This is a genomic window from Roseibium sp. SCP14, from assembly GCF_040329475.1.
Lineage (GTDB): Bacteria > Pseudomonadota > Alphaproteobacteria > Rhizobiales > Stappiaceae > Roseibium.
In genome coordinates, this window is the sequence record NZ_JBDZYH010000004.1 from 580,277 (window position 1) to 604,183 (window position 23,907).

At 54.7% G+C, this 23,907-nt stretch carries 24 protein-coding genes and 1 riboswitch; of the genes, 9 read left to right on the top strand and 15 right to left on the bottom strand.

What is annotated here, in order from left to right; translation table 11 throughout:
- The first annotated feature begins 16 nt into the window (after positions 1 to 16).
- Entirely contained in the window at positions 17 to 922 is a 906-nt protein-coding gene (locus ABLQ08_RS19740; RefSeq protein WP_352945420.1) for a LysR family transcriptional regulator, read from the top strand.
- A gap of 7 nt (positions 923 to 929) precedes the next feature.
- Here the strand turns inward: ABLQ08_RS19740 and ABLQ08_RS19745 are convergent, their stop codons facing one another.
- The 7 genes from ABLQ08_RS19745 to ABLQ08_RS19775 all read right to left on the bottom strand — a co-directional run bounded on the left by ABLQ08_RS19745 (position 930) and on the right by ABLQ08_RS19775 (position 9,598).
- Positions 930 to 1,316, bottom strand: a complete 387-nt coding sequence (locus ABLQ08_RS19745) for a hypothetical protein (RefSeq protein ID WP_352945422.1) — start codon at positions 1,314 to 1,316, stop codon at positions 930 to 932.
- Positions 1,317 to 1,510: 194 nt separating this feature from the next.
- Positions 1,511 to 2,560 carry a hypothetical protein gene (locus tag ABLQ08_RS19750; protein WP_352945424.1) on the bottom strand — a complete coding sequence of 350 codons (1,050 nt, stop codon included), beginning with the start codon at positions 2,558 to 2,560 and terminating at the stop codon, positions 1,511 to 1,513.
- A gap of 491 nt (positions 2,561 to 3,051) precedes the next feature.
- Positions 3,052 to 3,201: a hypothetical protein gene (locus tag ABLQ08_RS19755; RefSeq protein ID WP_352945426.1), complete on the bottom strand. Its 150-nt coding sequence runs from the start codon at positions 3,199 to 3,201 to the stop codon at positions 3,052 to 3,054.
- A 340-nt stretch (positions 3,202 to 3,541) separates the two neighbouring features.
- Entirely contained in the window at positions 3,542 to 4,591 is a 1,050-nt protein-coding gene (locus ABLQ08_RS19760) for a hypothetical protein (protein WP_352945428.1), read from the bottom strand.
- A gap of 294 nt (positions 4,592 to 4,885) precedes the next feature.
- Positions 4,886 to 6,478 carry an ABC transporter substrate-binding protein gene (locus ABLQ08_RS19765; protein WP_352945431.1) on the bottom strand — a complete coding sequence of 531 codons (1,593 nt, stop codon included), beginning with the start codon at positions 6,476 to 6,478 and terminating at the stop codon, positions 4,886 to 4,888.
- Positions 6,479 to 6,606: 128 nt separating this feature from the next.
- Positions 6,607 to 8,691, bottom strand: a complete 2,085-nt coding sequence (locus ABLQ08_RS19770) for a S9 family peptidase (protein ID WP_352945433.1) — start codon at positions 8,689 to 8,691, stop codon at positions 6,607 to 6,609.
- A gap of 481 nt (positions 8,692 to 9,172) precedes the next feature.
- Entirely contained in the window at positions 9,173 to 9,598 is a 426-nt protein-coding gene (locus ABLQ08_RS19775; RefSeq protein WP_352945435.1) for a nuclear transport factor 2 family protein, read from the bottom strand.
- A gap of 192 nt (positions 9,599 to 9,790) precedes the next feature.
- Positions 9,791 to 10,003, top strand: a riboswitch (cobalamin riboswitch).
- Positions 10,004 to 10,110: 107 nt separating this feature from the next.
- Between ABLQ08_RS19775 and ABLQ08_RS19780 the strand changes: the two genes are divergently transcribed.
- The 6 genes from ABLQ08_RS19780 (at position 10,111) to ABLQ08_RS19805 (ending at position 14,262) form a co-directional block, all read left to right on the top strand.
- Complete coding sequence (locus ABLQ08_RS19780; protein WP_352945437.1) at positions 10,111 to 10,386, top strand: hypothetical protein; 276 nt, start codon at positions 10,111 to 10,113, stop codon at positions 10,384 to 10,386.
- Positions 10,376 to 10,780, top strand: coding sequence for a DUF1636 domain-containing protein (locus ABLQ08_RS19785; protein WP_352945439.1), 405 nt, complete (start codon positions 10,376 to 10,378; stop codon positions 10,778 to 10,780). Before ABLQ08_RS19780 ends, ABLQ08_RS19785 begins: the two co-directional genes overlap by 11 nt.
- Entirely contained in the window at positions 10,777 to 11,550 is a 774-nt protein-coding gene (locus ABLQ08_RS19790) for an ABC transporter ATP-binding protein (RefSeq protein WP_352945441.1), read from the top strand. Before ABLQ08_RS19785 ends, ABLQ08_RS19790 begins: the two co-directional genes overlap by 4 nt.
- Before the next feature lie 15 nt (positions 11,551 to 11,565).
- On the top strand, positions 11,566 to 12,501 hold the full coding sequence (locus tag ABLQ08_RS19795) for an ABC transporter substrate-binding protein (RefSeq protein WP_352945443.1): 936 nt from the start codon (positions 11,566 to 11,568) through the stop codon (positions 12,499 to 12,501).
- 84 nt (positions 12,502 to 12,585) lie between these two features.
- The gene (locus ABLQ08_RS19800) at positions 12,586 to 13,590 is read left to right on the top strand and encodes a FecCD family ABC transporter permease (RefSeq protein ID WP_352945603.1); all 1,005 of its coding nucleotides are present in this window, start codon (positions 12,586 to 12,588) and stop codon (positions 13,588 to 13,590) included.
- A gap of 81 nt (positions 13,591 to 13,671) precedes the next feature.
- On the top strand, positions 13,672 to 14,262 hold the full coding sequence (locus tag ABLQ08_RS19805; protein ID WP_352945445.1) for a hypothetical protein: 591 nt from the start codon (positions 13,672 to 13,674) through the stop codon (positions 14,260 to 14,262).
- A 41-nt stretch (positions 14,263 to 14,303) separates the two neighbouring features.
- On the opposite strand, the gene ABLQ08_RS19810 is transcribed toward ABLQ08_RS19805, so the two are convergent.
- The 3 genes from ABLQ08_RS19810 to ABLQ08_RS19820 all read right to left on the bottom strand — a co-directional run bounded on the left by ABLQ08_RS19810 (position 14,304) and on the right by ABLQ08_RS19820 (position 18,403).
- On the bottom strand, positions 14,304 to 15,539 hold the full coding sequence (locus tag ABLQ08_RS19810) for an MFS transporter (RefSeq protein ID WP_352945447.1): 1,236 nt from the start codon (positions 15,537 to 15,539) through the stop codon (positions 14,304 to 14,306).
- A 174-nt stretch (positions 15,540 to 15,713) separates the two neighbouring features.
- Positions 15,714 to 17,318, bottom strand: a complete 1,605-nt coding sequence (locus ABLQ08_RS19815; protein ID WP_352945449.1) for an adenylate/guanylate cyclase domain-containing protein — start codon at positions 17,316 to 17,318, stop codon at positions 15,714 to 15,716.
- A gap of 221 nt (positions 17,319 to 17,539) precedes the next feature.
- The gene (locus tag ABLQ08_RS19820) at positions 17,540 to 18,403 is read right to left on the bottom strand and encodes an SDR family oxidoreductase (protein WP_352945451.1); all 864 of its coding nucleotides are present in this window, start codon (positions 18,401 to 18,403) and stop codon (positions 17,540 to 17,542) included.
- A 151-nt stretch (positions 18,404 to 18,554) separates the two neighbouring features.
- Here ABLQ08_RS19820 and ABLQ08_RS19825 point away from each other — a divergent pair, with 151 nt between their 5' ends.
- Entirely contained in the window at positions 18,555 to 18,965 is a 411-nt protein-coding gene (locus tag ABLQ08_RS19825) for a winged helix-turn-helix transcriptional regulator (protein ID WP_352945453.1), read from the top strand.
- 46 nt (positions 18,966 to 19,011) lie between these two features.
- Here the strand turns inward: ABLQ08_RS19825 and ABLQ08_RS19830 are convergent, their stop codons facing one another.
- On the bottom strand, positions 19,012 to 19,908 hold the full coding sequence (locus ABLQ08_RS19830; protein ID WP_352945455.1) for a hypothetical protein: 897 nt from the start codon (positions 19,906 to 19,908) through the stop codon (positions 19,012 to 19,014).
- A gap of 28 nt (positions 19,909 to 19,936) precedes the next feature.
- A complete protein-coding gene (locus ABLQ08_RS19835; RefSeq protein ID WP_352945457.1) occupies positions 19,937 to 20,743 on the bottom strand; it encodes a helix-turn-helix domain-containing protein in 807 nt (268 codons plus the stop codon).
- Between the two features lie 99 nt (positions 20,744 to 20,842).
- Between ABLQ08_RS19835 and ABLQ08_RS19840 the strand changes: the two genes are divergently transcribed.
- Positions 20,843 to 21,223 (top strand): MAPEG family protein, encoded by a 381-nt coding sequence (locus ABLQ08_RS19840; RefSeq protein WP_352945459.1) that lies wholly within the window; start codon positions 20,843 to 20,845, stop codon positions 21,221 to 21,223.
- A gap of 60 nt (positions 21,224 to 21,283) precedes the next feature.
- Here the strand turns inward: ABLQ08_RS19840 and ABLQ08_RS19845 are convergent, their stop codons facing one another.
- From ABLQ08_RS19845 to ABLQ08_RS19855, 3 genes are all read right to left on the bottom strand, one after another.
- Complete coding sequence (locus tag ABLQ08_RS19845; RefSeq protein ID WP_352945461.1) at positions 21,284 to 22,033, bottom strand: substrate-binding periplasmic protein; 750 nt, start codon at positions 22,031 to 22,033, stop codon at positions 21,284 to 21,286.
- Between the two features lie 158 nt (positions 22,034 to 22,191).
- Complete coding sequence (msrB, locus tag ABLQ08_RS19850; protein ID WP_352945463.1) at positions 22,192 to 22,662, bottom strand: peptide-methionine (R)-S-oxide reductase MsrB; 471 nt, start codon at positions 22,660 to 22,662, stop codon at positions 22,192 to 22,194.
- A gap of 82 nt (positions 22,663 to 22,744) precedes the next feature.
- Positions 22,745 to 23,725, bottom strand: a complete 981-nt coding sequence (locus ABLQ08_RS19855; RefSeq protein ID WP_352945465.1) for a GGDEF domain-containing protein — start codon at positions 23,723 to 23,725, stop codon at positions 22,745 to 22,747.
- Positions 23,726 to 23,907: the final 182 nt, after the last annotated feature.

Consider the following 23,907-nt stretch of genomic DNA (forward strand, 5'->3'; position numbering starts at 1 on the left):
TTTCGAAAATGGAATCATGTTTGACGATCTGGCCCTGTTTATCTGTATTGCTCAAAACCGGTCTCTTTCGGCGGCAGCACGCAAGTTGCAACTTCCCGCAGCGACGGTCACGCGGCGATTGCGCAAGCTGGAAGAAGAGATTGGTGCTCAGCTGATCCACCGATCTGCGCGCAAGTTTTCCCTGACTTCGGAAGGGGAGGCCTATTACGAAGCATTTGCTGATCTCATGGAGCAGGCCGAGATGGCAAGGCGCGGATTGAGCGCCGACCTGCATGAAATGCGAGGACGCCTGCGGGTTGCTGCACCAACCAACATATCGGTCGGGCTGCTGCAGCCGATGTGGTCGGCTTTTCTCAAGGACTATCCAGAAATCCAGTTGTCACTGCAGCTGAGCAATCAAAACAAGGATCTGTTGGAGAACAGAATTGATCTTGCCCTGCGGATCGGCCAGCAGACGGATCTGCATCTGTTTCAAAAACGCATTGGCTCTGTCGCAACAATGTTGGTTGCCTCACCGGACTATCTTGAGAGTGCCGGCAGTCCGTTGAAACCGGAAGATTTGAGGGACCATAGGCTGATTGGCGTATCGGTGCTGCCTAACTGGCTGCTGGAAAACTCGGAAACGGGTGCCACCGAAACGCTGCACCTTAGCGCAGATATTGCGGTGGACGATATCGGCCTTGCCCGGCAACTGACTGCAGACGGACTGGGAATATCCCTTTTACCGGTCAGTGAAACGTCTGAAGACCTGGAAAACGGAAATCTGCAGCTGGTCATGCCGCAATGGCAGGGGCCAAGCCGGGAAGCCTATATGGTTTGGCCGACGGGCCGTTTATTGAGCGCGCGGGCGAAGTGCCTGCGCGACTATGTCGAGGCTTATGTTGCGGGCTATCCGATCCTGCAGGGATCGCTGCCGGTCTGAGCTTTCCTTAGGCCACGTAGGTTTGGCAGCCGATAAAGCGTGGTACGTCAATGTAGCTGCGCATGACCGACAGCCACGCTTGGCATTCCTGTTGCGACTGGAAGCATCCAGCCTGGGAGATCACGTATCTCTTGTCGAAATCATAAACGACGCCGCCTGCAATCCCTTTGTAGCCAGATCCGGTGAAGGTCCGGCAGTCATAAGGGGTATTGTAGGTATAGGGAATGTTCTGGCGCGTTTTGCTGAAGGTGGGAGCAAAAAGAAGGTCAGAAGGTTGCTGGAACTGAGACTGACAAGCCGCTAGAGCGAAAGTTGCCGCTATTGCTGGAACGATCCGTAGTCCAGGCTTGAGCCTGCGAGCAGCTTGAACAGCGCTACGGATGGAAAGTGGCATGGCGAACTCCAGTGATTGTTTTGCGGTTGCCACTTGATCGGCAACTCAAAAGTCTGATTTGCAACATCTTTCAATTGAACTGAATGCCCCCTCAAAATCAAGACACGATAAGCTGAACCCCCCGCTCGTGTGAGCGGAGGGGCAATGCCTGGTTTCAGTGATCTTGGTTACTTGCGGCAAGCTGGTTGCCGCGATCAGGAGAACGGGTCGATACTGGGCAGGTCAAAGTCGAACGGATTGTCCAAACCCTGTCCTGCATCATCCCAAGCCTGATAGTGGCCGTCCTCGTGAAGCTGCAACAGAATAGCTTCAAGATGGTCATTGAGGTCTCCGAACGCATCCCAGGCTTCGCCCATGCCGTTGGCAAAACGGGCAATTTCGTCAAACAGGCCCTGCGGAAACTGGTCAACATTTACCTCGCTGAGGTCTGAGAACCAGGCAGTGATCTCGTCTTCGAAGAGATAGTCCCGTCCAGCTCCATTCAAGTAGACGATTTCACCTTCAAAGACGACGGATAGCGTCATCTGGTAAATTCCGCTGTCAAGCCTCTCGAGATTGACCATCATCTCGAAGCCCATGACGAATTCTTCAATTCCGTAGTCGAAAGCCTGTCCCTCAACGTTGAGCATCTGCTCGTATCCGTAGGCGGTCAGGACCGGATTGCCATTCGAGTCGAACAATTCGGTTTGGATCGTCGTGGCGACCTCGGCATCCATCGCGACATAGAGCTGTCTGAACTGCGTATCATAGAGACTGCCTTCGAAGTGATAGGCAAGACCGCTCTGATACTCCACCGGGGTCAGTTGCCCGTTGTAATTCATGGTCTTGATTTCAGTCATGCGCTGTTCACTGAGCGCAAGAACATCAAGGGTCCCGTCGTCCGTGCGGAACGTGTAGTTCTCCATATCCAGGCCAAAGCCCAGTTGCTGCTCACCCGCTCCGTTCGAAGATTGGATCTCCGAGACAATATTGCCCTGCGGTCCTTCCTGAAGTTCGCCACTTGGAAGGTTGTCCTTGCCGTCGAGCACATAGGGGTCCAGCTTCATGAATGGCAGTTCGACGGGATTTGCGTCTCCAGCCATGATGCCAGTTGCAACATCGGTCGCGGGCACAATATCCAGCTCACCCGGCGGTCCAGGAGGTTTCGGCTGATCTGCTTTTGCTGCCAAAGTATCGAGTTGAAGCTCCAGCAGATCATCCAAGCTGGTAAAGCTCGTATTAGTGAACCTTGTGTGAGTATTCATAATGTTTCCTCTCCAGAAGTCTATTGGTTGATCCTTGATATATTTTTCTAGATCAACGATTACAGATTTGGTGAAGAGTAATTCTTGTTCAATTAAAATATTTTTCATTACATTTCTGAAATAATTCGGTTTTCGCATTAATTGATTGATCCGGGAAATTTGGAATATTCGAAATGATTTAGATGAATTCCTGCCTTTACTTATTCTCTAAAGAATAAGCTGAAGATGACGGTCAGGATAAGGACTGGCGCTGGTTTGGGTGTCGAATGCTGCTTTTCGCCCCGGACAAGCGTCCGCAGAGGTACAGTGTTTTGTTACGTGACAGCTGATCAAAACCATTCAGAGAGCGTAGCTATGGCCCGGTTCTCCTGATCCAGCGCTCTCAGGCCTGGTCGATCTGAGATCACGTTTCGCAGCTAGATCGGGGAGGGCAGGGGGCAAAAGGCCGGCGTCAGGAACGCCAGCCTCTGAATGAGCTCTTGCCTGAAACGTCAGTTGACTTTGATCCAGCGTAGCATCAGGAAATTGTCCACCCTTTGGGTAAGATCGATGTCGGACCTGGGGCTCCACAGCAACGGCTGGATGTGCAGGGGGACATAGACGACATCGTTACGGCTGATGCCGGCAACCCCATCCAGCATCTCCTGGCATTTGGCGGGGTCGATTTCCTTCCGATTAGCTGCAAGAGCTTCTCAACCTGCGTGTTTGAGTAACCTTTGAAATGCCTGCCGCCGAGTTTCCTATCGTCATACTTGAATGTGACCGGAAAGCGGACAGCAAGTTCGGTATCGAAAGTATCGGGGGAGCAGTCGGGCAGGTACATGTTGAAATTGCCGCCCGCAGCTCCGGCATTTGGTTACGAAGCGATACATCGTTACAGCCACGCATGACGGGCAGTTGATCCCCCTCCGTTCCAATGAACGAAGGAGGAGTTGCTGGTTTTAGAAATTTTGATCAACCGTAGCAGGTTGGTTGCTTTGATCAGGAGAACGGGTCGATACTGGGCAAATCGAAGTCGAACGGATTGTCCAGACCCTGGCCTGCATCATCCCAAGCCTGATAGTGGCCGTCTTCCTGGAGTTGCAGCAGAATAGCTTCAAGATGGTCATTGAGGTCTCCGAACGCATCCCAGGCTTCGCCCATGCCGTTGGCAAAACGGGCAATCTCGTCAAACAGACCTTGCGGAAACTTGTCGACACTTACCTCGCTGAGGTCGGAGAACCAGGCAGTGATCTCGTCTTCGAAGAGATACTCCCGTTCCGCTCCGTTCAAGTAGACGATTTCACCTTCAAAGACGACGGATAGCGTCATCTCGTAAATTCCGCTTTCGAGCCTCTCGAGTTCGACCATCAGCTCGAATTCCATGACGAATTCTTCAATTCCGTAGTCGAATGCCTGTCCTTCAACGTTGAGCATCTGCTCGTATCCGTAGGCGGTCAGGATCGGATTGCCATTCGTGTCAAACAATTCGGTTTGAATCGTCGTGGCGACCTCGGTATCCATCTCGACATAGAGCTGTCTCAGCTGATTGTCGTAGAAATTGCCTTCGAAGTGATATGCAAGACCGCTCTGATACTCCACGGGGGTCGGTTGCCCGTTGTAGTTCATGGTCTTGATTTCAGTCATGCGCTCTTCGGTGAACCCCATGACATCAAGGGTCCCATCGTCTGTACGGAACGTGTAGTTCTCCATTTCCAGGCCAAAGCCCAGTTGCTGCTCACCCGCTCCGTTCGAAGATTGGATTTCCGAGACAATATTGCCCTGCGGTCCTTCCTGAAGTTCGCCACTTGGAAGGTTGTCCTTACCGTCGAGCACATACGGGTCAAGGTTCATGAATGGCAGGTCGACGGGATTCGAACTGTCGGCCATGGTGCCTGTCGTGGCATCGGTTACTGGCTCTATTTCCAGCACTCCTGGCGGGCGGGCTGGATTCTGCTGACTAACTTCGGATGTCAAAGCATCGAGTTGCTGCTGCAGCAGTTCATCAAGACTGGTGAAGTTGGTATTAGTGAACCTTGTGTGAGTATTCATGCTGTTTCCTCTCCAGAAGTCTGTAGCTTGATCCGATATCTATTTTAATGGATCGACGATTACAGATTTGGTGAGGAGTAATTCTTGTTCAATTAAAATATATTTCATTAAAAATTGGAAATAATTCGGTTTTCTTATTAAATGAGAATGAAGTTGGATTTGGAATTTTTGAAAAGAATTCTCGAAATTCGTCTCTTTACTTGTGTTGTAGAGAATAAATGAAAACTATACTCATAAAACAAGGGCCAGCGCTGGCCGCGCCGACCCTCATCGGTTTCAGCTTGCGTGTCAGGATCAGTTCACGTTGATCCAGCGCAGCATCAGGAAATTGTCCGCCCGTTGAGTCAGGTCGATATTCGACTTGGAGCCCCAAAGCAGTGGCTGGATGTGGAGCGGGACGTAAACCACGTCGTCTCGAATGATGGTTGCGACTTCGTCAATCATCTCCTGGCGTCTGGTTGGATCGATTTCCTTCTGGATGAGCGGCAGAAGCTCATCGACGCGCGCGTTTGAGTAGCCGCCGAAGTTCCAGCTGCCGAGCTTCTTTTCGTCGTTCTTGGTTGTGACCAGGAAACGGACCGGGTGTTCCGCGTCGAAGGTGCCCGGTGACCAGCCCAGCAGATACATGTCGAAGTTGCCGGCCCGCAGTTCCGGCCAGTAGTTGCGGACAGGCATGGCGGTAAGATCCGCTTTCATGCCAGCCTGGGTCAGCATTGCAGCCATGGCTTTGCAGAGCGCTTCGTCGTTGATGTAGCGATCGTTCGGGCACATCAGACCGAAGGAAAAGCCGTCCGCGTAGCCGGCTTCAGCCAGAAGAGCCTTTGCTCCTTCCAGATCATAACCGGTCCGGTCGCTTGCGGCTTCGCTGTAGCCCTTCATTTGCGGGCTGACCAGCTGGCTTGCCACCTCGGCGTTGCCACGCATGATCTTGTCGACCAGGGCTTCCGCGTTGATTGCCTTTTGAACGGCCTGGCGGACCTTCAAGTCCTGGAACGGGTTCTTGTCGGTCGTCTCCGAAGAGTATTTCAACGCATCCTGATTATGGCCGAAGCCGAGCATGATTACCCGGGCTTCGATGCCCTGGTGCAGGGTCAGGCCGTCCTGTCCTTCGATGCGGTTCACGTCCTGGACCGGGACCGGATTGATCAGATCAACCTGGCCACTCAGCAAGCCGGAGACTGCCGTTGCCGGATTGGCGATCGGCAGGAACGTGGCTTTGGTCAGATTGTGTTCTTTCTCATCCCACCAGCCGTCGAAAGGCTCCAAGACCGTCTGGACGCCGGGCTCGCGAGAGGCAAGCTTGAACGGACCCGTGCCGTTGGCGTTCAGTGTTGCGTGAGTTTCCGTTTCCTTGGCCGGACGGACAGCACTGTTCGCTTCGGCCCAGCCCTTGTCCATGATCATGAAATTGGCGATGGAGTCGGGAAAAATGGGATTGGGAGCGTGGGTCAGGAAATCGACAGTGTAGTCGTCGACGATCTTGACTTCCTTGACAGGGGCAAACCAGGAGCTGGTATCTGCCTCTTCAGAGGACGCGCGCTCATAGGAGAACAGGACGTCTTCGGCGGTAAAATCCGATCCGTCATGGAATTTGACGCCCTCGCGCAGCTTGAAGCGCCAGCCGTCGCCACCCAGCGGTTCCCAGCTTTCTGCAAGAGAGCCTTCGATCTGCATGTCCTTGTCGCGGCGCACGAGGCCTTCATAGACATTGTTCAAAAATCCCAGGACCGGGGCGGAATTGACCGCATGCGGGTCCATGGTCTGGGGATCGGTCGGTGAGGACCAGCGCAGTTCTGCGGCGCCTGCAAGAGAAACGGACGAGAGCAGGGCGGCAGCAAGAGTAAAACCGGCAGCGGACAGGTGGCCCCGGTGTGATGACTTCGTCATGACATCCCCTTCAACTGTTGTTGTAAATTTGGTTGAAAACAACCTAAGCCATTTGGAGGCAAAAGAAATACCGGACCCGCATGCGGGCCCGGTCTTCGTGTCAAATAAATGTGAACAATTGTGGCGTGTCAGGCCTTGCCGGTCACCATCAACGCAAAAGCCTGATTGAGAGCGACTTCCTTGAGCCGGTCGAAGCGACCCGAAGCACCGCCGTGACCGGCTTCCATATTGGTCTTGAGCATCAACTGGCTGTTGCCGGTCTTTGTCGCACGCAATTTGGCGACCCACTTGGCAGGTTCCCAATAAGTCACGCGCGGGTCGGTCAGACCAGCAACAGCAAGGATCGCCGGATAGTCCTTTGCCTCGACATTGTCGTAAGGCGAATAGGAGGCGATGTACTGGTAAGCTTCCTTGTCCGTGATCGGATTGCCCCATTCCGGCCATTCCGGAGGGGTCAACGGCAAGGTGTCGTCAAGCATGGTTGACAGGACGTCGACGAATGGAACTTCGGCAATAATGCCACCGAACTTTTCAGGTGCCAGATTTGCGACCGCTCCCATCAGCATGCCGCCGGCAGAGCCGCCCTGGGCAACAATACGGTCGTGAGAGGTAAATTTCTCGGCAACCAGGTGATCGGCAGCGGCAACAAAGTCGGTGAAGGTGTTCTTTTTCTTCTCCCGGCGTCCGTCCTTGTACCAGCGGAAACCCTTGTCCTTGCCACCCCGGATGTGAGCAATGGCATAGACGAAGCCGCGGTCCACCAAAGACAGGCAGTTGGTGTTGAAGCTCGCCGGAATGGTAATGCCGTAGGATCCGTAACCATAGAGCAGGAGCGGCGCAGAACCGTCCAGCTTGGTGTCCTTATGGTAGAGGAGAGACACCGGCACCGTTTCACCGTCTACTGCTGGAGCCATCAGTCTCCGGGTGACGTAGTCGGCCGCATCGTGCCCGGAAGGAACTTCCTGCTCTTTGCGCAACACTCTTTCGCGGGTTTCCACGTTGTAATCGAAGGTCTGCGACGGCGTCGTCATCGAGGAATAGGAGAACCGGATCGTGGTCGTGTCGAACTCGTAACCGCCACCCAGTCCGAGTGAATAGGCTTCTTCGTCAAAAGCAACGGAATGTTCGATATTGTCCGCGAGCCGGCGGATGACAATCCGGGGAAGGCCGTCTTCACGTTCCAGACGGGTCATGAAGGTCTTGTAGACGCAGTGCGAAAGGATCAGGCAACCGGGTTTGTGCGGTACCAGATCGGTCCAGAACTCCCGGCCCGGAGTGGCTTTGGGAGCTGTGACGATCTTGAAGTCTTCAGCATCACCAAGGTTGGTCAGGATGTAGAGCGTGTCGCCGTGATCCTCGATTGAATATTCAACGCCGGTATCGCGTGGGGCGATCAGAACCGGCGGAGTTTCCGGCTGGTCCGCCGGGATCATCCAGACTTCCGAGGTTTCGTGGTCGTGGATATCGATCACGATGGTCTCGCCGGACTGGGTCTTGCCAACCCCCATGAAGAAGCCGGCATCCTCTTCCTCGAATACCAGGACATCATTCGCAGGATCCGTCCCGATTTCGTGACGGAAGAGTTTGGACGGCCGGTGATTGTCATCGAGACGGACATAGAAAACGAATTTGCTATCGGCGGAAAAGACCCCGCCGCCGCCCGTATCTTCGACGCTGTAATCCAGATCATTGCCGCTAGAAACCTCACGCAGTCTCAGGGAGTAATATTCGGAACCCTTGTCGTCATACGCCCAGGCAAGCAGTTTGTGATCCGGGGATTGGCTGGCACCGCCGAGCTTGAAGTAGGCCTTGCCCTCAGCTTCGCTGTCACCGTGCAGGAGAATGGTCTCTTCACCGCCCTCACGTGGCGTGCGGAAGAAAATCGGTTGCTGGCCACCGGTTTCGTATTTCAGGCCGTAGGCATAGGGACCATCGGGAGAGGGAACGGAACTGTCATCTTCCTTGATCCGGCCACGCATCTCGGCAAAGAGCTTCTCCTGCAGCTCCCGGGTCGGTTCCATCTGTGCGTCCTGGTAGGCATTTTCCGCTTCCAGATAGGCACGAATATCGGCGTCGAGAACGGAAGGGTCCCGCATGACGTCCTGCCAATTGTCTGCGCGCAGCCAACCATAGTCGTCCTGTCGTGAAATGCCGTGGGTTTCAAGGGTCTCGGGGCGCGCTTCGGCGCGCGGGGGAAAAGCATCCTGTTTCATGATTTCCGAGGTAAGAATTTTGGCTGCTGAAGGCAAGGGTAGATCGCACGGAATTCAGCTGAAAGAACAATAAAACTACGTGAGGGCATTTTTGGTTTTACGCAGTCGGAATCGGTCGATTGCGAACCGCATTTTTGAAAATGCTGTCACGTAGAGAAATTGCTAAGTCACAAGGTTTTTCGGAATGTCGAACTGTCAGCTTACATCAGTCAGTACAAGCTGAGAAATCACCAGCAGCAAGAAGTTGAGCATCGGGACGGCTCAGACCCAACGTCCCGGCAGGACAACAAGCAGCGCGATTATTGGAAAAAAGTACAAACATGGGGGTATGGAGATGGAGGCGTGAAAGAGCACATCCAGTGCATCAGCGGATTGTAGAGTGTATCAATTTCTGTTTGAAATATTCACGAGATCCGCGGCGAAAGACAACGAACAAATTAGTCTCAAATGCCTCGGCAAGAGGACCCGGGATTGCCGGGCATCAGCTGCGGGATGCGAAGTCCGCGTCGCTCGGATCTCCCGGGGTCACGCTGTTCAAGTAGCCTTTCTTGATCCGCTTGCCGTCAAAGCGGAAGAAGGCAATCGCGCGGGTCTCGAAACGTTGACCTGACACCAGCGACTTGCCCCGTGTGTTGTGCATGCTGAAGAGCCTGTTACCATCCTCAGCCATCTCGACAAAATCCTGCTCCTCGACCTCCGCATCCTGGCGCATGCGGCCTATGCGACGTTGGAAAATGTCATGGGAGAGATGCCTGCCGTCGATCTCAGCTGAAAAATCAGGTGTGAAGTAGGTCTCCATGATCTGTTGGGCCGTGTGGTCATCTGAAAAAACCCAATCGGCCATGAAATCCTGAAAGACAGTCTGGAGCGGCCCGTTGAAGCTATATCTGTTCTGCTGACCTGGCATGTGACCCATGCTCCCCGATTGATGAGTGAGATCCCGGTTTGATTTGCTTCTCAGATGGTGCTTCCGGCGGACATGACGATCAAGTTAAAACGCGTTTAGTCAGGCGCAATCCTAAATTTCAGCATTGTCCCGGCGAATGTCGTGGCCCGGTAGATGGGTGTCGGTTTGCCGATTGACACATTCAGCAATTTGCGCCAATCAAAAAGGCATGGTTTTCGAATCCAAGTTCTGGATCGAAATTAAAAGGGAACACGGTGCGGCGTAGCCAACAGGCACCAAATCCGTGACTGCCCCCGCAACTGTGAACGGTGAGCGGACCTGAAAGCGCCACTGGGGAGACCCCGGGAAGGATCAGGCGAGCTGTGACCCGTAAGTCAGGAGACCTGCCATTTCATCTTCAACTTCAACCCGGGCGGGGTGTTCCGGAGGAGCGAGTGATATGGCTGACCAGCATCTGCTGACAAAGTTCGACATTCGGTTCTTCAGCATTCCGCGCAATCGCGGAGGGCGATATGAACCGGAAAATACAAAAAAGATCACTTCATACTCCTGTCTTTCTTGACAAGGCCAGCAGCGTCAGCGAGCGGGCTGCTCGTGCAATGTGCCCAAACGGGCGCGATACGATGGTTGCAAATCAGAGAATAGGTAATGTAATAACATTACAAGAATCGAATTTGCACGGAGATACCCCTTTGTCTGGCAAAAGCAGGGAGAGTGGAAATTTTCCAGGTCAGCGCTCACAGGTGCACAACCTCTTCTCGAAAAAAGGGGGCGCCGATGAGCATTGATCCTCACAGGATATTCGTGTGCACCTCCTGCCGTTACAGCGGGAGCGACTGCCGGCCGGGTTTTGAGTTGATCAGCAAATTGCAGGACGCCCTGAAACTGGCGGTACCGGTCGTGGGGGATGAGTTTGAAATTTCCGGCATTGCATGCATGGCCGGATGCTCACGTCCCTGTACGGTTGCGTTCCGGGCCAGCGACAAGGCGACGTATCTGTTCGGGGATATCGATCCGGATGAAGACATCGATGATCTTGTTGCCTTTGCCCGGCAATATCGTGACCTGGAAGACGGCTGGTGTTCGTCCGGTCAACGTCCGGGCAAACTGAAGCGCTCGGCATTGGCGCGCATACCGGCAGCGATGATCGTCACTGAAGCAAACAAGGCTGCTGTTTCATGAATGGTGTGTCGCTCTCGGTCCGAAAGGCGGGCTGGCAGGTGAGGCAGGGCGAAACGATCCTGCATCCGGTCAGTTTTGACCTTGAAGCCGGGAAGGTCCTCGGAATTGCCGGTGCCAATGGAGCCGGCAAATCCACGCTTTTGCGATTGCTCTACCGGTTCCACAAACCGAGTGAAGGCGCAATTTTTCTGGACGGCCACGACATCTGGAGGATGTCTTCGCGTGAAGCGGCAAGAAAGGTTGCCGCGGTCCTTCAGGAACAGCCTACGGATTTCGCCCTGTCTGTATACGAGATCGTCGCCCTCGGGCGTCGTCCGCATGGATCAGGCCTTGCAAGAAGCGGCAAAAGGGACGCGGAAATCGTAGAAACCGCAATCGAACGAATGGGGCTTTCCCCATATTCGCACCGCTCCTTTGGCACCCTGTCCGGTGGTGAACGGCAACGTGTAATGGTGGCCCGTGCGCTGGCACAGGAGCCACAGGTGCTGATCCTGGATGAACCAACCAATCATCTCGACATCCGGCATCAGCTGGAGATCGTTTCCCTGATCGGCAGTCTCAACATCACGATTGTCGCCAGCCTGCATGATCTCAATCTTGCAAGCGAGGTCTGTGACCGGGTTCTGCTTCTTCACAAGGGTCACACGGTTGGCTTCGGAACTCCCGAAACGGTTCTGACACCCGAAAACATTGCCGAAGCCTATTCGGTTCAAGCACGGCTGGTGCAATTCGCTCACAGCGAGCGTGCGCATCTGACATTCCATCTTTAGACACTGGAGAATTTCATGAAGAGTGTGGCTCTCAGCCTGACGGCGATCCTGTTTGCTGGTACGGCTCTTGCGGAAACAAAGGTTCAAAGCTGCGATCGAGAAGTTGTCTTCGAGGCACCACCCAAAGCGGCCGTTTCCAATGATGTCAACCTGACCGAGATGATGCTCGTGCTCGGACTGCGCGATCATATGGTTGGCTATACCGGTATTTCGGGCTGGAAAACGCTTGATGAGGAAATGCGCGACGGCGTTGCTGAACTGCCGGAACTTTCCGAAAAGTACCCGTCCAAGGAAGTTCTGATCGGCGCGGATGCGGACTTCTATTTTGCCGGCTGGAACTACGGCATGAAGGTGGGCGGAGAAGTGACGCCGGAAACGCTCGCCCCATTCGGCATCAATGTCTACGAGCTGACCGAGTCCTGCATCCATATCGGCGACAAGCCGAAAGTGTCGATGGACGACATGTACAACGACCTGATCAATCTCGGGAAGATTTTCGAGGTAGAGGATACGGCCTATGACCTTGTCGCGAGTTACAAGCTGGAGCTCGACAAGTTCACTTCTTCGCTGAAGACGGCTGAAGCACCGCTGCGGGTCTTCGTATACGACAGTGGTGAAGACAAGCCGTTCACTGCCGGACGCTATGCCATGCCGACCGCGCTCATCGAAGCTGCCGGCGGTGTGAATGTCCTGGATGATTTCGACAAGAGCTGGGCCAAGATTGACTGGGAAACCGTCGTCGACAAAAACCCGGAGATGATTGTCATCGTCAACTACGGCAACGTCACGGCCGAACAGAAGCGTGACTTCATGAAGAACAATCCGGCGCTTGCAGAGATTGACGCGGTCAAGAACGACAGGTTCGTGACCCTTGAATATGTCGAGGCAACGCCGGGGCCGCGCAACATCAAGGCCGTAAAGAAACTGGCCGAAGCCTTCTGGGGAGAGTGATCCTTGCTACAGCGTGTGCCGACGGACCAAACCCAGGTAGATAAGCGTCCTCTAAAGCAGGAAACGTCAAGCAGTCGTTTCGCCTTGTTATTGGCGTTCGGCGTTCTTGGGCTGATTGCGTCCGTCGTCACGGCCTTGTCTGTTGGAGCCGTTGCGGTTCCGGCCGGCACGGTGTTCGGCATCGTTGCCGATAAACTGTTTCCCGGAGTTGTGGACATAGACTGGTCCAGGGGCAGGGAGGCGATTGTCTGGGACATTCGTTTCCCACGAACTCTGTTGGCCGGTTTTGTAGGAGCTGGGCTTGCCATCGTCGGAGCCGCTCTGCAGTCGGTGACCCGCAACCCGCTCGCCGACCCGCATCTTTTGGGCATTTCTTCGGGCGGTGCGGCCGGTGCAGTCCTGGCGCTGCTTCACACGGGACTGTTTCTGGGCTTGCTGACGGTTCCCCTTATGGCTTTTGCCGGGGCGCTGGCCGCTACGCTCGTGGTTCTGGGCGTAACCCATTTTGCCGGAGCCACCAGCGCAGACCGGCTGGTGCTCGCAGGTGTTGCGGTCTCCTTTATCATCATGTCGCTCGCCAATATCCTGATCTTCCTGGGGGATCCGCGTGCGACGCATACTGTTGTCTTCTGGATGCTCGGGGGACTTGGATTGGCGCAGTGGTCCCATCTGCTGTTCCCCCTTGGTATACTTGTGCTGACCGTTCCTTATCTGCTCGCCAAGGCCGGTGATCTGAACGCCATGACGATCGGCGACGAGACCGCCTCGACGCTTGGCATTCCCGTTGCCAGGTTCCGGCTGACCGTATTTGTCGTCGGCGCCCTGATCACGGGTGTCATGGTTGCCTTTTCGGGCATCATCGGTTTTGTCGGCCTGATGATCCCGCATATTGCCCGGTTTCTGGTCGGGGGAGGCTACACGCGTGTTCTGCCGGTCAGCCTTCTGCTTGGTGCGATCTTCCTGATCTGGGCCGACATACTGGCACGTACTTTAATGGCGCCGGAAGACATGCCGATCGGTATCGTCACAGGATTGATCGGCGGCGTTTTCTTTATCTTCCTGCTCAGGTCGAAAGCCGGACGCAGCTAGAGCCGGCTTTCATTAAGCAAATTTCCACTCTCACGGGTAATCATGTCGACCGCTTGTCTCCATAAGACGTTTTGATCGCCCATGAGCAACGGTGTTTTTCTTCCAGCCCAGTTCACACATATCCGCATCATCGTCGGCATGGTCATCGGATTGGGAGTTGCGCGCCTCTTGAACGGACTTGCGAGATTCGTTCAACATCCGGGACGTGAACGCATTTACTATGTTCACATTGGATGGTCACTGTTCATGTTGCTGTCAGTGGTCCATTTCTGGTGGTTCGAGTTTTCCCTGGGAAAAATAGAAGTCTGGACCTTCCAGAACTATCTCTTCGTTATCGCTTTTGCCGCCTTGTACTTTTTTATCGCGGCAGTCTTGTACCCTGATCAGATGGACGAGTATTCCAGTTACCAAGCCTATTTTCAGGACAGAAAAAGCTGGATCTACGGTCTACTGGCCATGATGTTTGTGTTCGATCTGGTGGATTCCCAATTGAAGGGACATGAACACATGGTCGAGCTCGGCATGCTGTATCTGGTTCGTCAGGTCACCTTGATTGTACTGACCCTTGCCGCTGCAAGGGTCGAGAAACCTGTCTATCATTCCGTACTTGTGACGTTTGCGCTTGCAACACAGATTTGGTTGATTGCAAGCAACTTCGGGGTCTTGGCGTAGCGACACGACCTTGCTCGGAAATCTCTGCCGATCGGAAACACTCAGGCCGCTACTCTCGATCCTGCCCACCGGCCACGCATCAGAATAAACACCATGATTGCCATGTTGAGGACGTTCCAGGCGATCCCGTTCAGGAAGGCTGCCTCGTAGGAGCCGGTGAGATCGTAGATCAGGCCGGAGAGCCAGCCGCCTAGAGCCATGCCAAGGATGGTCGACATGATGACGAGACCCACCCGTTGACCGGCCTCTTTGGCCGGCAGGTACTCGCGCACGATGACAGCGTAGTTGGGAACGATCCCGCCTTGGGAGAGGCCGAAGATCAGAGACACCAGGTAAAGCGATGCCAGACCGTTGAACGGTATGAAAAGGAAGAGGGCAGCGCATTGCAAGACCGAGCTAATGAGCAGGGTTCTGACACCACCGATCTTGTCGGCGACAAACCCGGAGACGAGGCGGCTGATGACCCCGGCTCCTGTCATCAGGGCGATCATGTCGGCTCCGGGCGCGACACCGAAACCAAGGTCGACGCAGTAAGCCACGATGTGAACCTGGGGCATCGACATGGCGACACAACAGGCAAGGCCTGCAATGACCAGCAGGATCTGCAGCGTGGCAGGGGACAGACCGGTGGACTGGCTGCCGAAGGTGTTTTGAGACGGCGAGGCCGACAACGCCGCTTCGGGTGGCGGGCGGCGAAGCATCAACGCGAGTGGAACCATGGTCACGAGACATATGACCGCGATCAGCAAATAGGTTTCCCGCCAGTCTGAAGTAGCGAGGCTCCGCTGAATGATCGACGGCCAAAGCACACCGGCAAGATAGTTTCCGCAGGCGGCACATCCAACCGCAAGGCCACGCCGTTTCAGGAACCAGTGGGAGATATCGGCAATCAGCGGACCGAAAGTTGCAGCGGTTCCAAGCCCAACCAGCACGCCTTGTGCAAGCGTGAACATCCAGATGTCGGGGGCAATTGCGGCAAGTGCGAAACCGGCACTGAGCGAAAGGGCCGATGCGATGACTGGAGGAACAATGCCGTAACGGTCAACATAACGCCCAAGCACGTAGTTGCCGGCTGCAAAGCCGATCATTGTTGCCGTGTAAGGCAGCGATGCGCCGGCGCGGTCAATGCCGAAATCAGCTTGCACGGCTGGAAGAACGATCACCACAGCCCACATGCCTGCGCCACCCAGAGTGCTGAGTAGAATGGATATGGCAAGTCGAAACCAGGCGTAGGTTCCGTCCTGTACATAAGGATCTGTGGTGGTCAACTCGGACATTGCTGGCTTTCGGATCGTGTCGTGTTTCCTGCCTATCAGAGAGGACGTGAACCGACCAACAAATATCCTTGAAGTGATTGAACAGTTTTGGAAATGAGACGGCGTCAATGCACGGAACGTCGGTCCGCGGCTGATAACGAACCGGGGTTGTTGTCCGGGCCCTTTTTTGTTCGATCACGGAGCAGGCGGAACGGGTGGTTTCCTGTCCTTGATCGCCTGCAGCATTGTTTCAAGTGCATCCCGGGTTTTGGCTGCATCGCCCACACCCAGGCGGTTTACGTCCAGGAACAGGTGGACACCGTCACCCGAGATATTGAACGTCTGTTCCCGAGATGCCTCGGTATCTGCGTGAAAATCGTCGACGCGATAGGGAATGATGTCGCGGCTGATACCTTTCAGGCGGATCGGATCCATCGCGGTCGCGCGTACATGGTCCGAAACGAGTGCATAGGTCTCGTAGCTGACAACAATGCCGCCGGGTTCCGCAATGCTTTCAAGCCGGGCCGCAAGGTTCGCCTCGGCTCCGATGATTGTATAGTCCATCCGGTCTTCACTGCCGAAATTGCCGACATTGCAGTATCCGGTATTGATACCGATACGCGATTCAAACGGCTTTTCGATCCCGCGCCGGCGCCATTCGGCATTGAGCGTTTTCATTCGCCGCTGCATCGCGATTGCCATCTTCAGGCAGGCCAGGGCATCTTCTTTCGGGCCCTTTGTTTCCGGATCACCGAAAAATGCCAGGATGGCGTCGCCTATGAACTTGTCGACAGTTGCACCGTGTTCGGTCGCGATTTTCGACATTTCGGTGAAATACTCATTGAGCAAACGCGTCAATTCCTCAGGTTGCAAGTGCTCGGAGGACAGAGTGAAATCCTTGATGTCGGAGAAGAAGATCGTCAGCTTCTTTCGTTCCGTGGAGATGACCACGTCCCGTTCACCGGAAAAGATGCTCCTGTAGACCTGAGGTGAAAGGTATTTCGAGATCTTCAAGGAAATTGAGGCGAGGAAGGAGTTGGTTTCTTCCAGTTCCTTGTTCATGCGTCTGAAGCCGATAGCCTGCCGCAATTGCAAGAGCATAAAGGCGACACCGAAGAACCCTGCACTGGCGAAGTAGATCAGCAGATATTTGAAGGACCAGATGTTCTCTGCAATCGGCTGGGATATGCTGATTTCCTGCAGACCGCGGATGTCGCCAACCTTCCAGTCTTTTTTCGGGCTTTCTTCGTGAGAATTGTGGCAGGCAACACAGGCAGCGCCCATTACGACCGGAGCCGCAATGCGGATTTTCCTGTCAAAGAGCGAACCGGAAATTTCCGACATCACCAGGTTCGGGTTGCGGTTGGCACGAAAGGCCTCGAGTGCACCGCGTTCGAATTTGTCGAGAACGTGCGGTGCACGGTTCTGAAACACGTGGTCTGAGACAAATCGATAGCCGATGTCTTCCTCGCCATCGCCTATGACCTCCGCCATTTCGATCGAGAGGGTGGCGGGAATGGGAATGGCGCCGGGGATCGCCTGGTAGTTATGTGCCGTTCGTGTTTCGCCATCCGTTGACAAGACGCGGGAAACCACGTTGTTGGCGTAGTATGTACGAAACCCCGTTATGATCGAATTGAGACTTGCGGCCTGGGCCCGCAGTGAATTGTCGGAGAGGTTCTTCAGGTCCAGCCACACCGCCAGCGGCAAAAACACCAGCGCCGCAACCACGAGCACGGCGATCCACTGCGGCCGATTGATGAAGAACAACGCTGTCTTGTTCATAAAGCGATCGTTCATGGCGCTGTCCTGAAAAATCCATTTTCGATTGAGACCTGGCCTTTAGACGACTTTATAGCGATTCTCCAGTCAGGTGATGTTGGCTTGAGAAAGGCGTTGTTCCGCGCAGCTCGAGACAGGTTGTCGGCACGGATCTAATGCCGACAGGTGTTGATACACACGTGCCGGGGCAAACGGTGTCTGTCCCGGCACGCGCTTCGTGTGAGGTGTTGTGGAGAGGATCAGGCGACTTTTGCTGAAGAAAGCACTTCGGAAATTACCGCGCTCAGTGTTTTGGTCGGGTGACCGATCAGCTTTTCCAGGGCGGTTGAAGAACTGAAAAGTTCGCCTTCAGACGCTCCCCGGTCAGCATCTGCAATTGCCTTGGCGAAACCTCCAGGCAATCCGGCTCCTGCGAGAATACCCGCATATTCGGCTTCAGGCAGATTGTTGAACGGGATGTCCCAACCGGTCTGTCTGGATAACTCTGTGGCGAGTTCGGACAGGCTGAGAGATGGCTGTCCCGCGAGTTCAATTGCTCTGCTGGAGAGGTCCTGTCCCGCGATCGTTCTGGCGGCGGCTTGGGCGTAGTCTTCCCGGGCGGCAGCAGAATACCTGCCGTCGCCGCTTGCCCCGATCACGGCACCATGCTCCAGAGCGGCGGCAATCGTTCCGGCAAAGTTTTCCAGGTACCAGCCGTTTCGCAGAATGACGTGAGCGATGCCGCTTTGCTGTAGAATCTGTTCCGTTTCAATGTGCTCTGCCGCGAGCACGAGACTGGATTTCGGAGCATTCAGGAGACTGGTATAGGCGATGAAGGTTACGCCGGCCTCTTTGGCCGCATTGATTACAGCTGCGTGTTGCGCGGTTCGGTTTCCAATCTCAGAGCCGGAGATGAGAAGAAGTCTCTCTACCCCTTCAAGCGATCCCGGTAGGGTCGTTGGATCATTGTAATCCGCCCGCACAACGCTGATCTGGCCGGAGGCGAGATCCTGAGCTTTTTCAGGCGCGCGAACAAGCGCGCGGAGCGGTTGGTCCGTGAGTTCAACAAGGTACTTCAGGACAAGACGGCCCAGCTGACCGTTGGCACCGGTGACTGCGATCATGACATTTCTCCAGGTTTAGATCGGTGAGTTCCCATCGGGTGCAGTCCATGTAGACGCATAACTTACTTTTTGTTAGTACATACAAAAAGGTTAGTTTTGGAATTATCCTTTCAAGGCACAGGAATTTCGATTGATGAAGGAAACCGGATTGATGGCAGAGCCAGTACCAGGCGAACCGAAGGCGCTGTCGGAATGGGTGCGTCAGGGAGCACTCTTCGACAAGAAATGTCCGTCGCGGGAAATCCTGAAGCATCTGACGAGTAGATGGGGAGTTCTGGTGCTGATTGCGTTGCTGGAGCAGGATCACAGGTTTTCCGACCTGAGACGCAAAGTGGGGGGCGTCAGCGAGAAGATGCTTTCCCAAACGCTGCAAACCCTTGAGACCGACGGTTTCGTGAACCGATACTCACACCCGGTCGTTCCACCGCATGTCGACTACAGCCTGACGCCGATTGGTCGGGAAGTCGCCCTGAAGGTGCGTGATTTTGCTGACTGGATCGAGGTGAACATCAACCGAATTCTGGTAGCCAAAAACGAGAAAGCGTCGGCGCGGACGTCCTAGCGGCAAGAGTGGCAATGGTCGAACGCAGGCTCGAATCGGTTTTTGACTAAGGACGGCAGAATTCGAACATTGAACGGTTCTTGAGTTCAAAGTGAACGCAGCCGGCCTTTTGGGGCTGGTCCATGTTTGCTCGCCTTGCGACAGGAGAGGGAAGAGACACCATTTCCAATTCAGCAAGTTGCCTTCCGGAAAAGCCAAAAACACGAAGGGCTCGGCGGTCAATTGAAGGAACCACAAGATCCATGTGACCGTCGTTGTCGTAATCCATGTCGGCCGACAGGTCCTGCTCCCTCGATCCGATTTCATGATTTGACGTGCCGTAGATCGAAGCAATCGGTTGAAGTCTGTTTCCGTTCCACTCAACAAAATACAGCGTTCCACCGATGTGAGGCGTTTCAACATAGGCGATCTGCAGGGAGCCGCGCTCTGCATAATCCCGAATGCCGGCGATGTTCAGCCACCTGTTGGACCGACCGATCGCCTCTGTGCTGGCCAGTTCTACAAGTTGGTCGTTTCTGACACCGAAAATCGCAACGCTCGCCCCGGCACTTTGATAGGTTCGGATCGTGACGATCTCTGGCCTTCCGTCTCCATCGAGATCAACAATCCGCGGCGTTCTGTCTTCGAAAACCTGGCTGTTCGGGAGCCGAAACTGAAAGTGTCGCCCGCCTCGATATTCGACGTGGAGAGAACCCGCTTCGACCGCGTCGCCCAGTATGCCGTGGCGATAGCGCGTCGTAGGGGACCCGTACCAGGCAGCAACTTCCTGGCCATTGGCGGACTTCGAAACTGCGATTTTGCCGTCGGGAAGTCCGTTTTGCGGGACGGTTTCTTGTCCGTTCCAGACCTTTTCTGAAAGGGGAAGTTCGTTCGCTGAAACCGGCATGGAGTTCAAAGCGGCTACAAATGCCAGAGCGGAAAAGAAAGTTCTCAAAAACTTCATCCTGTGGTCTGCGTTGTCCGGAGTGAGGCTATTCAGCGGCGTTTGCTGCAGCTGCCGCCTTACCGGCTGCGAGCAGGCAGCTTTCGCTGGCGGCATCCATGGGCACCATCATTTCAATGGTCATGCCTTCAATAACAGCATCCTGCACGGAGGCCAGTTGACCGATCAGGGAGGTGATCCGCAGACGACTGCCGCCGGGGCCTGCAATTTCAACCGGTACGAAGACAGGCACATTTTCCCGGTCTATTTCATCCAGTCCGTCCAGGAGCCCGCTTTCGTTTGCTTTCACCAAAAGCTCCGCAAGGCCTGGATCTTCAGCCGCTTCCCTATAGAGGCGCGCTGCAAAGATGGGCGCTGCTTCCTCCCAGTTCAGAATGCCCGCACGGAAGGCGGGGGATAGAAAGACCTCGAACAGGTTCGGCGGTTCGTTCTGCTCGTCGATAAAGCCCGAGAGAAAGAGTTTTCCGGGCGAATTGCTTCTCAGGATCGTCCAGCGTTTGTCGAGTACAAAGGCGGGAAAGGGCCAATTCGCAAGAAGCCGCATCTCGATCAGGTCAAGTGCTTCCTGAACATCCGGGGAATCTTCAGCGCGGCATTTGTAAGGACTTGCAAAACCTGCCGTATCGTAAAGCACGAAACTTGACGCGACCGGCAGGGCAAGCTCACGTTCGATCCTCTGGATCATGTAACGGCTCGGTCGGGCCCGCCCTGTTTCCAGGAAGGACACATGGCGCTGTGTCGACCCTAGCCGGCCAGCGAGATCGGCCTGACTGAGACCACGCTCGCGCCGAAGCGACTTCAGGGTTTTGCCAAAGGCGGAGCTGCGCTCGTTCATTCGTCGATCACCTTATTCCTTCCGAAGGAATTGCCGAGGTTCGGTAAAGAATTAGGCTCCCGGTTCAACCCCTGCAACACACGAATTCCGGAGTAACACATGACAACCTGGATCCTGGCCGTGTTGGTTCTTTACTTCTGCCAAATCTACTTCAATGCCTTGCTTTATCTCCCGACGGAAGGATTGCTGCGTCACGCGGGCGGACGCGATGCCCAGCCGGAAAAGGGGAAATACACTGCCCGCGCGGACCGGGCGCTTGTCAATATGAAGGAGAATTTGCCGTTTTTTCTGGTGCCCGCGGTGCTTGTCTACGTCGTGCCGAACATCAACCTGGCACTGGCAATTTCGGGAGCGCAGCTGTTCTTCTGGGGGCGTCTGGCTTACGTGCCCTTGTATATGAGTGGAATTCCCGGGCCGCGTTCCATCGCCTACATGGTGGCACTGGCGGGAAACATCATGATGATCTGGGCCCTGTTTTAAATCGGACAATCTCTGCAACTGCCCATCGCGAGCCGATGAAGCCTGCGAACAGGTGCTCCTTCAGTTGGCATAGCGGTCCACAATCTCCCAATATTTTGGATCGCGCCAGACTTTTGAAACCGCAGCGGAAAGCCTGGCACGAATGTCCGGGTCCAGGTCCTTGTTTGCTGCCAGCCATTGAATGCCATGGGTCAACGGGGCTCCGACCACGAGATTGTCCGGGTCGTAGTTCATTTGCCTGAACATGTACTTTGCGCGCATGGACATCGTGTACCAGGCATCGATCCGACCGGTCTGAAGCATGGTTGTCATCTGCTCCGCAGACGAAACCTCAATGAAGTTGGTTGCGCCCATCCGTTTCAGAATGCGGCTGCGTTGACTGCCAAGATGAACACCAATGATCTTGTCCGCCTCAATTGCTTTTTCAAATGTGTCGAGCGGCTCGTCGAGGGTCACGAACGCGCTTTCCGTGTAGATCAGAGGGGCAATGTACTGGAACTTTTCACTCCTGGTTTGCGTGTAGGCAACGGTGAACAACAACGAACCGGTCGTGTTTTCGGCAAGAACCTGTGCCCGTTTCCAGGGAGCAAAGCGGATGTCGAAGTCAAGTCCTGCCTTTTCGGCAACAAGCTCCATCAACTCGACCGAAATACCTTTTTGCTCCGGGTCGATGGAAAGCGGCGGAAGAAATCCGGTAAATGCAACAATGCGATCGTCAGAATGGGCTGGCATCAGCGGAAAGAGCATCAGCCCGAGACCCAGAACGACCGACCTCAGGTGAGACCTTCGCCAAGAGAAGGAAACAGACAAGACCCACCCCCAATTTTCCTGCAATGAATATTGGCAAAAATATCAGGTGGGGGTAACCGAAACCTGAACGGTCTTCTTACGGCGTTGAAATCTTGGATGAAATTCCGCACACTCTGGTTGAGGGTTGGTCAGTTACTGCGAGATCATAACTGTTTCGTTCAGGTGGTTTCCTCGTCGTCGCCGCCGACTGCTGACGGCAGTTGGCCGCCATGAACGAAATTCATCGCGTGTCCATTCATGCAATAGCGGAGTCCTGTCGGTGGTGGTCCATCCGGAAACACATGGCCAAGATGGGCGTCACATTGCCGGCAGCGGATTTCGGTGCGGATCATGCCGTGTGAATTATCTTGAAGCTCTCGGATTGCGTCAGGATGAACGGCTTTGAAGAAACTTGGCCATCCACACCCGGCATCAAATTTCGTGTCGGACATGAAAAGCGGCGCATTACAGCACACACAATCATATCGTCCGATGAGATTGTTGTCCCAATAGGGGCCCGTGAAGGGGCGTTCGGTTCCGGATTGCCGGGTCACGTAGAACTGTTCTGCGGTCAACTGCTGCATCCATTCCGCAGTTGTTTTCCTGACCTTGGGCGTATCGTCTTTCCTGTTGTCTGTGTCGTCGCTCATTGCGAACCTTCCGCATGTGTCTGTTCGGGCAAGAAATAGGGAGAGGGGATAAACACGGCAAGACAGATGTTTGTTACCGTGTTCAGTCGGGCAGTATGTTCATTACTGTCTTGACCCGGTTGCCACCTTCCTGGCGGGCTTGAAAGACGCAGTTCTCTGCGGCGGCCAGAATAAATTCGGCGCTTTCGGATATACCGGTTTGACGCGCGACCGTGCACGCTGCTCCGACGGAAGCTGTGACGACGCCGCTTCCCGCAGTATTGTCCGGATTGGGAATGCCAAGATCCTGGATTGCCACTTGAATATAGGCGCTGATCGTTTCCGCCCCGATTTCATGAGTGCGCGGCAAAAGAAGCGAAAATTCCGAAGAGGCTGTTCTCGCCGCGATATCAGCGGGACGGCGTGCGGTTTCCTTCAAGGTCGTGGCAATCTTGGTCAGGCAGTCGTCCGCAACCTCCTGACCAAAATGTTCGCTGAAGGCGTCAAAGCGATCGATGGAAACCTTGATCAGGCTGGTATGCGATTTTTCGCGCAAGGCGATTGCCCATTCGCGCTTCAGGTTATCTTCAAACGCACGTCTGTTATAAAGGCCGGTCACAGGATCGGTCTGTGTGGCCGATTCAAGCAGACCCTCAAGTTCCTTCCGTTTGGCAATACTGCGAAAATAGACGGCGAAGGCGTAGGACTCGCCCGTCGTATCCTTCAGAAGATGAGCGTTCACTTCGGCCCAGACCAGGCGGCCGGAAGCGGATCGCAATTGCAAATCCGCGTGGGGCAGGGGAGAGAGCGGAGTTGCGCTACCTGAAAGGACCCGGTGCAATAACTCTGCATCACCATCGGGCGCGGCGACATAAACCAGGTCGCTCAAATGCCCTGCGAGCTTGTCCGCACTCCAGCCGAACATTTGCTCCGCAGCCGGTGAAATGAAGGCAGGAGTGCCGTCGAGCGCCAGCAGCACCAGGGCGTCATCGCTCAACTTCACCAGAGTTTCAAAGTCGATGCCCGACGGGTGGAGCAGGCTTGTTCCGGATGAATTTGTGTCCTTTTTGCTATCCGACGCCATTTTCGCCTCGCTCAGAATTCCGGGACCAAACATATGATCGTGCTTGGCCCTCCATGAAACTGAACGTTATCCAGACTTTGAAATCAAGTGGCTTGCCGTGCACCGGTAACCGCAACGCAGGTCTCGGGTGATTTCGGAGCAAGAGGAATTTTCAAGTGATCCGTAATGTGCCCCCCTTTCAA

What these genes read in the sequence shown, in the direction of transcription:
- ABLQ08_RS19740 (WP_352945420.1), top strand. Translation starts at nt 17, where the DNA reads ATGTTTGACGATCTGGCCCTGTTTATCTGTATTGCTCAAAACCGGTCT.
- ABLQ08_RS19745 (WP_352945422.1), bottom strand. Translation starts at nt 1,316, where the DNA reads ATGCCACTTTCCATCCGTAGCGCTGTTCAAGCTGCTCGCAGGCTCAAG.
- ABLQ08_RS19750 (WP_352945424.1), bottom strand. Translation starts at nt 2,560, where the DNA reads ATGAATACTCACACAAGGTTCACTAATACGAGCTTTACCAGCTTGGAT.
- ABLQ08_RS19755 (WP_352945426.1), bottom strand. Translation starts at nt 3,201, where the DNA reads ATGCTGGATGGGGTTGCCGGCATCAGCCGTAACGATGTCGTCTATGTC.
- ABLQ08_RS19760 (WP_352945428.1), bottom strand. Translation starts at nt 4,591, where the DNA reads ATGAATACTCACACAAGGTTCACTAATACCAACTTCACCAGTCTTGAT.
- ABLQ08_RS19765 (WP_352945431.1), bottom strand. Translation starts at nt 6,478, where the DNA reads ATGACGAAGTCATCACACCGGGGCCACCTGTCCGCTGCCGGTTTTACT.
- ABLQ08_RS19770 (WP_352945433.1), bottom strand. Translation starts at nt 8,691, where the DNA reads ATGAAACAGGATGCTTTTCCCCCGCGCGCCGAAGCGCGCCCCGAGACC.
- ABLQ08_RS19775 (WP_352945435.1), bottom strand. Translation starts at nt 9,598, where the DNA reads ATGCCAGGTCAGCAGAACAGATATAGCTTCAACGGGCCGCTCCAGACT.
- ABLQ08_RS19780 (WP_352945437.1), top strand. Translation starts at nt 10,111, where the DNA reads ATGAACCGGAAAATACAAAAAAGATCACTTCATACTCCTGTCTTTCTT.
- ABLQ08_RS19785 (WP_352945439.1), top strand. Translation starts at nt 10,376, where the DNA reads ATGAGCATTGATCCTCACAGGATATTCGTGTGCACCTCCTGCCGTTAC.
- ABLQ08_RS19790 (WP_352945441.1), top strand. Translation starts at nt 10,777, where the DNA reads ATGAATGGTGTGTCGCTCTCGGTCCGAAAGGCGGGCTGGCAGGTGAGG.
- ABLQ08_RS19795 (WP_352945443.1), top strand. Translation starts at nt 11,566, where the DNA reads ATGAAGAGTGTGGCTCTCAGCCTGACGGCGATCCTGTTTGCTGGTACG.
- ABLQ08_RS19805 (WP_352945445.1), top strand. Translation starts at nt 13,672, where the DNA reads ATGAGCAACGGTGTTTTTCTTCCAGCCCAGTTCACACATATCCGCATC.
- ABLQ08_RS19810 (WP_352945447.1), bottom strand. Translation starts at nt 15,539, where the DNA reads ATGTCCGAGTTGACCACCACAGATCCTTATGTACAGGACGGAACCTAC.
- ABLQ08_RS19815 (WP_352945449.1), bottom strand. Translation starts at nt 17,318, where the DNA reads ATGAACGATCGCTTTATGAACAAGACAGCGTTGTTCTTCATCAATCGG.
- ABLQ08_RS19820 (WP_352945451.1), bottom strand. Translation starts at nt 18,403, where the DNA reads ATGATCGCAGTCACCGGTGCCAACGGTCAGCTGGGCCGTCTTGTCCTG.
- ABLQ08_RS19825 (WP_352945453.1), top strand. Translation starts at nt 18,555, where the DNA reads ATGGCAGAGCCAGTACCAGGCGAACCGAAGGCGCTGTCGGAATGGGTG.
- ABLQ08_RS19830 (WP_352945455.1), bottom strand. Translation starts at nt 19,908, where the DNA reads ATGAAGTTTTTGAGAACTTTCTTTTCCGCTCTGGCATTTGTAGCCGCT.
- ABLQ08_RS19835 (WP_352945457.1), bottom strand. Translation starts at nt 20,743, where the DNA reads ATGAACGAGCGCAGCTCCGCCTTTGGCAAAACCCTGAAGTCGCTTCGG.
- ABLQ08_RS19840 (WP_352945459.1), top strand. Translation starts at nt 20,843, where the DNA reads ATGACAACCTGGATCCTGGCCGTGTTGGTTCTTTACTTCTGCCAAATC.
- msrB (WP_352945463.1), bottom strand. Translation starts at nt 22,662, where the DNA reads ATGAGCGACGACACAGACAACAGGAAAGACGATACGCCCAAGGTCAGG.
- ABLQ08_RS19855 (WP_352945465.1), bottom strand. Translation starts at nt 23,725, where the DNA reads ATGGCGTCGGATAGCAAAAAGGACACAAATTCATCCGGAACAAGCCTG.